At 34.4% G+C, this 7,633-nt stretch carries 7 protein-coding genes; 5 read left to right on the forward strand and 2 right to left on the reverse strand.

Annotation, left to right across the window (positions count from 1 at the left end):
* Window positions 1–16: 16 nt before the first annotated feature.
* Window positions 17–1,651, reverse strand: coding sequence for a DUF4270 domain-containing protein (locus Q0845_RS24785; RefSeq protein ID WP_298519716.1), 1,635 nt, complete (start codon window positions 1,649–1,651; stop codon window positions 17–19).
* A gap of 18 nt (window positions 1,652–1,669) precedes the next feature.
* Window positions 1,670–2,479 carry a glycogen/starch synthase gene (locus Q0845_RS24790; RefSeq protein ID WP_298519719.1) on the reverse strand — a complete coding sequence of 270 codons (810 nt, stop codon included), beginning with the start codon at window positions 2,477–2,479 and terminating at the stop codon, window positions 1,670–1,672.
* A 105-nt stretch (window positions 2,480–2,584) separates the two neighbouring features.
* On the opposite strand from Q0845_RS24790, the gene panC reads away from it, so the two are divergent.
* The 5 genes from panC to radA are packed head-to-tail and all read left to right on the forward strand — an operon-like array spanning window position 2,585 to window position 7,324.
* Window positions 2,585–3,433, forward strand: coding sequence for a pantoate--beta-alanine ligase (gene panC, locus Q0845_RS24795; protein ID WP_298519721.1), 849 nt, complete (start codon window positions 2,585–2,587; stop codon window positions 3,431–3,433).
* Window positions 3,434–3,461: 28 nt separating this feature from the next.
* Window positions 3,462–3,812 carry an aspartate 1-decarboxylase gene (panD, locus tag Q0845_RS24800; protein WP_298519724.1) on the forward strand — a complete coding sequence of 117 codons (351 nt, stop codon included), beginning with the start codon at window positions 3,462–3,464 and terminating at the stop codon, window positions 3,810–3,812.
* Entirely contained in the window at window positions 3,813–4,775 is a 963-nt protein-coding gene (locus tag Q0845_RS24805) for a YbhN family protein (RefSeq protein WP_367180690.1), read from the forward strand.
* Between the two features lie 30 nt (window positions 4,776–4,805).
* Entirely contained in the window at window positions 4,806–5,957 is a 1,152-nt protein-coding gene (locus Q0845_RS24810) for an alpha/beta hydrolase-fold protein (protein ID WP_298519729.1), read from the forward strand.
* Window positions 5,958–5,965: 8 nt separating this feature from the next.
* The gene (radA, locus tag Q0845_RS24815; RefSeq protein WP_298519732.1) at window positions 5,966–7,324 is read left to right on the forward strand and encodes a DNA repair protein RadA; all 1,359 of its coding nucleotides are present in this window, start codon (window positions 5,966–5,968) and stop codon (window positions 7,322–7,324) included.
* Window positions 7,325–7,633 lie beyond the last annotated feature (309 nt).

Here is a 7,633-nt window from a genome sequence, read left to right on the forward strand (position 1 = left end):
TCTTAGTTATTGATATTTAATTGGTTTCTGGGATTGTGTAAAATATTTCTAACTTCAATCTTTTGTCTTCGGGAGAAGCCGTTGTACTTCCATATAATACTGTTCCAAATGGATTCACTATGGAAGAAACTGGTAAAAATTCTTCATCTATAGTTCCTGTTTCCACTTGTCCATTGGATTCAATGCGTATATCAGAAGAAACTACTAATCCAAGTTTTACATTCTCTCCTTCATTACGTATTACATTATTTAAGTGTTCTGTCAACCTAATTTTATAAAACGATGGCATATCATTCTCATCCAATTCTAAAATTCCACCATGAACTGCTTTTGACAATGATGGAGCCGTTGGATTCGTCGTTTGATCAATGACGTGATCTAACAAAGGAATATTATTTTCCATATTGTATAAATAGATACGTATTGGATCTTCTGCGGCATCAACTTGAATGTTTGTATTTACATAAAACACCAAATTAGCATCGTTGATAATCCAACCATTTGCTCTAATTTCTTCTAACTGATCTGCCACTCCATTGCCATCATTATCTGGACCAAAAAGCTCAATAACACTCATTGAACCTTCTCCACCTTTTAAAAACAAGTTATCCTCATTAGCTGTTACATCTTGTGTAAAAGTAGGTGTATTAAATGTATTTAGAATGTTCGCTACTGATAAACTTAGGTTATATGTTGCTTTTTCTGGTTCTGCAGTATCATCAGAAGGATCTGTATTTCCTTGTGTATTTACTTTTTGATATATGTAATTGATTTCAATATTTGCATTTTCTAAATCTAACAACATCAACGCTTCTGTATTGTCTGCTGTAATATGCAAACCTCTGAATAATTCTCCTGCTCTAAACACATTGTTGTTTGACAGCATAATGCTTCCTTCGTTATCGAGAATTCGTTGTTGAAAAAAGTCTTTATCTAATTTTACACGAATACGAGGTGATAATGTTTGTTCAATAACAGGATTTCCGTCTTCATCAAATACGGTAGCTCCGTTAATATCTGTTTCCACAATTTCCACTTGCTCTTGGTCAATTAAATACGCAGTATCTTCAAAAAGAGTTTCTCCTACGCGCATAGAAAAATCTTCATTTGTAAAATAAATTTGCGAGTCACCTTCTTCATCAAGCGCTCTTAAAAAGTATGTAAGCTCTTGCACACGAAGTGTAAATGGTTGCGCCGTATTTCCGTATAAAGAATCTACTTCTACTTCCGTTTCTCCATCATCATTAATACTACTTGAACTGAAATATGGAATATTTAACCATACTTCTGTAACGGTTTCCATTTCTTCAGTGTCTGTCAAGTCTTCATCTTCTTCCGCCTGAGTTTTGTCTCCAAACTCTGGATCTTCTGTTCCTAAACTTGCTTGTATCGTAAGATTTGAAAACGTAGTTCCGTATACAGGATCTACATTTTTCCCAAGTTGATATACTGGCAATCCGTTTGCTTGTACTGGATTCAAACGTTGATTGTACGCTCGAATTTGAGAATCTGCAAACAAATTTGTAGAGAAGTTATTATTTTCAATAATTTCATCTCCAATTGTACTAAATTCATCATCACAAGCAACAAAGCCTAGTACCATTAAAAGCACTACTAAGCCACCTGTAAGTGTCTTCTTAAATTTGTTCATAAGTGTAATCTGTTAACCTTAATTTAAAACTTTTGTATTGTAAAAATCTGTGTATGCATCGGCAAACTCTTCACTGGTTTTATACTCAAGAACTGGTTTTTCAAGACCGGTGAGATATTCTTGAACATCAGCAGGAATTTCCTCAGATGCAATTACTACGGCATCCGAATGATCCACAGCAACTTTTAGAAGGTTAGAGTAGTTTGGTTCGGCAAGTATTTCTACATTACCATCACCAATATTATCAAACTTGATTTTGTTTAGCATTTCTTTATCTAAAGTTCCATCAAATTCTTGTTTATATACAGAAGTCACAATTTTACTATCTGTAAACAATGGTTCGTCTTTGTAATATTTACGTAAATATAACGGCAATAATGAAGCCATCCATCCATGAACATGAATAATGTCTGGTGCCCAATTTAATTTCTTAACGGTTTCAATTACGCCTTTTGCAAAGAAAATAGCGCGCTCGTCATTATCTGGAAATAAATTCCCTTCTTCATCCGTAAATGTAGCTTTACGTTTAAAGTATTCTTCATTGTCAATAAAATATACTTGTATTCTTTCTTTTGGTATTGAAGCTACTTTGATAATTAATGGCATATCCATATCATTAATTACTAAGTTCATTCCCGATAAACGAATTACTTCATGCAATTGATGTCTTCTTTCATTGATATTTCCAAAACGTGGCATAAATATCCTAATTTGTCCACCTTTACTATTTACCATTTTTGGAGCTTCAAACGACATGGATGAAATTTCAGTTTCTGGTAAATATGGTACTACTTCAGATGAAACGTATAAGACTCTTTTATTATTCATAAAAATACTTTTCCTTTAATAATTCAGCGTAAAACATGCAAAATTACAAAAATTATGCAGATTAACAGTAATATATTAAGTTTGCAAGCTGTTAATTTTTTCCAAATGACTATATTTTACACACAAAACACGTTAAAATCCTTTGTAGAAACTCAAAAATCCGAAGGTAAATCTATTGGTTTTGTTCCCACAATGGGCGCATTGCACAAAGGTCACTTATCGTTGGTAAGGAACGCTATGACTGACAATGATATTGTATTTGTAAGTGTTTTTGTAAATCCTACACAGTTTGACAACACTACCGATTTAGAAAAATATCCTCGAACTTTAGAAGCAGATGTTGACTTATTAAAAACTTTAGGAAAAAATATTTTTGTGTACGCTCCTAGCGTGGAAGATATTTATAATTCTGATATAAATGCAGAAAAATTCAGTTTTGACGGACTTGAATTTGAAATGGAAGGAAAGTTTAGAACTGGGCATTTTGACGGTGTCGGAACTATCGTAAAACGTCTTTTTGAAATTGTTACACCACACAAAGCATACTTTGGAGAAAAAGATTTTCAGCAATTAATGATCATCAAAAAGCTAGTTTCCAAATACAAATTGCCCGTACATGTTGTGGGTTGTGAAATTTTCAGAGAAACTTCTGGATTGGCTATGAGTTCTCGAAATCAACGCTTATCTGAAGAAGCACGAAAAGAAAGTTCTTTTATATACCAAACGCTTTTAGAAGCCAAGAAAAAATTTGGCACAAAAAGTGCAACGCAAGTAAAAGAATGGGTTCATAAACAGTTCGATAAACATCCGCTACTAACGCTGGAATATGTTGAAATTGCCAACATTAAAAATCTTAAAACTGTAAAAAGAAAATCCAAAAACGAAACGTATCGTATATTCATCGCTGCTTTTATTGAAAACATTCGATTAATAGACAACATAGCATTGAATTAAAAACTTTAAAATTATTAACTTTGCCCCTATGCAAGTAAACGTAGTAAAATCGAAAATACACAGAGTAAAAGTTACTGGAGCTGACTTGAACTATATCGGAAGTATCACCATTGACGAAGACCTAATGGATGCCGCAAATATTGTACAAGGAGAAAGAGTACAAATTGTAAATAACAATAACGGAGAACGTCTTGAAACGTATGCCATTCCTGGACCAAGAGGCAGCGGAGAAATTACATTAAATGGCGCTGCTGCTAGAAGAGTAGCCAAAGATGACATCCTTATATTAATTACCTATACTTGGATGAGCATTGAAGAAGCAAGACAATTTAAACCCTCATTGGTTTTCCCTAACGAAGCTGATAACACACTTACGTAGTTGAAAATAAAAACATCAAAAATACTAAAGATACTACTCCCAATTCTTCTGGGAGTTTTTTTAGTTTGGTACTCTTTATCTAAAACACCTTTAGACGAGCTTATTGAACATTTCAAAAAAGCAGACTATACATGGGTAGCTTTAGGTGTGCTTTGTGGAATTTTAAGTCATCTATCTAGAGCATATCGCTGGCAATTTATGTTAGAACCTCTAGGTTACAAACCCAAATATCCTAATAGTGTAATGGCCGTTTTTGTTGCCTACCTCGCAAATTTAGGAATTCCGCGTTCTGGAGAAGCATTGCGCGCCCTGACGTTGACGAATTACGAAGGCGTTCCTTTTGAAAAAGGGTTTGGAACGATTGTAGCCGAACGAGTAGCCGATTTAATTGTCATGCTCTTCGTAATTATTGCAACTCTTTTTATGCAGTTCGATTTTATTTGGAACTTGCTCATGACAAAACTAGATCCAACAAAAGTTATCTTTTTACTTTCTGCAATGATTATTGGCGGAATTGCGTTGATCATTTTTATCAAAAGAGCTAAAAAAGGAATTGCACTCAAAATTAAAAACTTTATCATTGGTGTCTTTGAAGGCGCTACGAGTATTTTGAAAATGAAGCGCAAATGGGCTTTTATTTTTCACACATTGTTTATCTGGGCAATGTATATTTTAATGTTTTATGTTACCATGTTATCTGTAGCAGATTTGCAAGGAAAAGCCCCTGTTGGCGCTATCTTAATTGCATTCATTGCAGGTAGTTTTAGTATCGCTGTAACCAATGGCGGAACTGGCGCATATCCTTTAGCAATTGCAGCAGCTTTTTCACTGTTTTATATTGAACGCGGACCAAGTGAAGGCTTTGGTTGGATTATGTGGGCTTCGCAAACCTTAATGATTATTGTGATGGGCGGATTATCTTTTCTGTACTTACCTATTTTTAATCGCAAAAAAAATCTTTAACTTGCTACTCTAAATCAACCTATCTACACCATGAAAAAGTATCTCATGCTATTCATTGCGTTTGTATGTTTCTCCCATATCAACGCACAAACTACTCTTGAAAAAATCAAGTCAAAAAAATTAAACGAAACGCGCGATATCCAATTGTACATACCTGAAGGATATTCGGAAGACAAAGTATATCCAATCATTGTCGTTTTGGATGCGCATTATCTTTTTGAAACTGTTGTTTCTAATGCTCGTTATTATAGTTATTGGGATGAAATGCCGGAATGTATTGTCGTTGGTGTAAACCAGCCTAAAACAGAAGATCGTGCTCGTGATTGCATGTATGCAGATGCCAGCGGTTTGCCAGAAGAAAAAGGCACTAAGTTTTTTGAATTCATCGGAATGGAATTGATTCCTTTTGTAGAAAAAAATTACAATACTGCCAATTTCAAAATGATTATTGGACACGATTTAACAGCAAATTTCTCGAATTATTACCTTTTCAAAGATATTCCTTTGTTTGATGCATACATTAACCTAAGCCCATATTTTGCTCCAAAAATGGAAGAGCGCATTGCGACACGCTTAGAGGAATTTGAAACTAAAAAATTCTACTATTTAGCAACTTCTGATGAAGACACAAAGAAAGCTGCACAACGAATTAGAGGACTCAATGAATCACTAAGCGCATTAAAAAACGAAAATATTTTTTACTATTATGATGACATCACGGAAGCCAATCATAATTCGCTAGCGGTTCAGGCCATTCCTAGAGCAATGAGTAAAATATTTACCATTTATCGTCCAATTAGTGTTAAAGAATTCAAAGAGACTATTGTCAACTTAAAAACATCACCTTATTTATATTTAATAGATAAATACAAAACCATTAAAGAACTTTTTGGTTTTGAAAAACGCGTTTCTGTAAATGACTTCATGGCAATTTATTCGGCAGTTCGCAAATCAAAAATTAATAATGAAGACTTAAAACTGTTGGCAAAGTTGGGTAAAAAAGAATATCCAGATACATCTTTATTTCACTTTTTTATGGGCGAATATTATGAAAAAACTGGAAAGCCTAAAAAAGCATTACGTATGTATCAAAACGGTTTTAGCATGAGCTCAATAGACTTCATCACAAAAGATTTAATGCTCGATAAAGCAGATAAACTCAAAGAAGACTTCGGTTGGTAAATTAATATATGGCAAAAGTAAAAACTTCCTTTTTCTGTCAAAACTGTGGATCACAGTTTGCTAAGTGGCAAGGACAATGTTCTTCCTGCAAACAATGGAATACGATTGTAGAAGAAGTCATTCAAAAAGAAGTAAAAGCCAATTGGCAAAAACAAGAAAAAGGCAGTACTCGCGTTGCAAAACCCACGTTGATTCACGAAATCAGCTCTGCAACAGAGAAACGTTTACCAACATCTGACCAAGAGTTAGATAGAGTGCTTGGTGGCGGAATTGTGCCTGGATCATTAATTTTACTCGGTGGCGAACCTGGTATTGGAAAGAGTACTTTGTTGCTTCAAATTTCACTGAAATTGCCATACAAAACCTTGTATGTTTCTGGCGAAGAAAGCCAAAAACAAATTAAAATGCGTGCCGAACGTATCAGTCAAAAAAACTCCAATTGTTTTGTATTGACAGAAACGAAAACGCAAAATATTTTTAAGCAGATTGGCGAAGTTGAACCTGATATTGTCGTGATTGATTCCATTCAAACCTTGCATTCAGACTATATAGAATCATCTGCGGGAAGCATTTCTCAAATTAGAGAATGTACTACAGAATTGATCAAATTTGCCAAAGAAAGTGGCATTCCTGTGTTTTTAATTGGACATATTACCAAAGATGGAAATATTGCTGGACCGAAGATTTTAGAACATATGGTCGATACGGTTTTACAATTTGAAGGCGATCGAAATCACGTATATCGAATTTTACGCTCTTTAAAAAATCGTTTTGGTTCTACATCTGAGTTAGGAATTTATGAAATGTTATCAGATGGTTTGCGTGAAGTTCACAATCCTTCAGAAATTCTAATTTCTAAAAATGCTGATGAACTTAGCGGAACAGCCATTGCAGCCACTTTAGAAGGCGCACGACCGTTAATGATAGAAATTCAAGCATTGGTTAGCACAGCAGTGTATGGAACGCCACAACGAAGCACTACAGGTTATAATGCCAAGCGCTTAAACATGTTATTAGCTGTTTTAGAAAAGCGCGCAGGTTTTAAACTCGCAGCCAAAGATGTCTTTTTAAATATTACTGGTGGAATTAGTATTGATGATACCGCAATTGATTTGGCTGTCATTGCCGCTATTTTATCCAGCAACGAAGACGAAGAAATTTCGAAAACCAATTGCTTTGCTGCTGAAATTGGATTGGCAGGAGAAATTCGTCCTGTAAACAGAATTGATCAGCGGATTTTAGAAGCTGAAAAGTTAGGTTTCGCTACGTTTTTTGCTTCCAAACACAATAAAATATCACTAAAAAACACCAAAATCAATATTGTTTTAATTTCTAGAATTGAGGATTTGGTAGCACATTTGTTCTAACAACAACTACACAACATCTAATTTCTATTTTAGCAAATACACAATAAATAACTATCTTACAATGTTTTACATATTGTAAGATTACCTAAAAAACCAGAAAAGGGAACGTGACGTGATGTCTGTTCCCTTTTTTATGTTTTATTAAATTCTACTGAATAGTGTTTCGAAGTACTTCTCGATACAAATTTGCGAAGCAAATTCACTCGAAGTGACGTTTTGAGTACCTAAGAAGACACGCGAAGCGATCAAAAAGCGAAGCGATCAAAAAGCGAAGCGATCAAAAAGCGAAGCGATCAAAAAGCGAAGCGA

The sequence above is a fragment of the uncultured Kordia sp. genome (genome assembly GCF_947489565.1).
Lineage (GTDB): Bacteria > Bacteroidota > Bacteroidia > Flavobacteriales > Flavobacteriaceae > Kordia.

Bases quoted from the DNA above. Each gene is read 5' to 3' on its own strand.
- Q0845_RS24810 (WP_298519729.1), top strand. From the start codon at position 4,806: ATGAAAAAGTATCTCATGCTATTCATTGCGTTTGTATGTTTCTCCCAT.
- panD (WP_298519724.1), top strand. From the start codon at position 3,462: ATGCAAGTAAACGTAGTAAAATCGAAAATACACAGAGTAAAAGTTACT.
- radA (WP_298519732.1), top strand. From the start codon at position 5,966: ATGGCAAAAGTAAAAACTTCCTTTTTCTGTCAAAACTGTGGATCACAG.
- Q0845_RS24785 (WP_298519716.1), bottom strand. From the start codon at position 1,651: ATGAACAAATTTAAGAAGACACTTACAGGTGGCTTAGTAGTGCTTTTA.
- Q0845_RS24790 (WP_298519719.1), bottom strand. From the start codon at position 2,479: ATGAATAATAAAAGAGTCTTATACGTTTCATCTGAAGTAGTACCATAT.
- panC (WP_298519721.1), top strand. From the start codon at position 2,585: ATGACTATATTTTACACACAAAACACGTTAAAATCCTTTGTAGAAACT.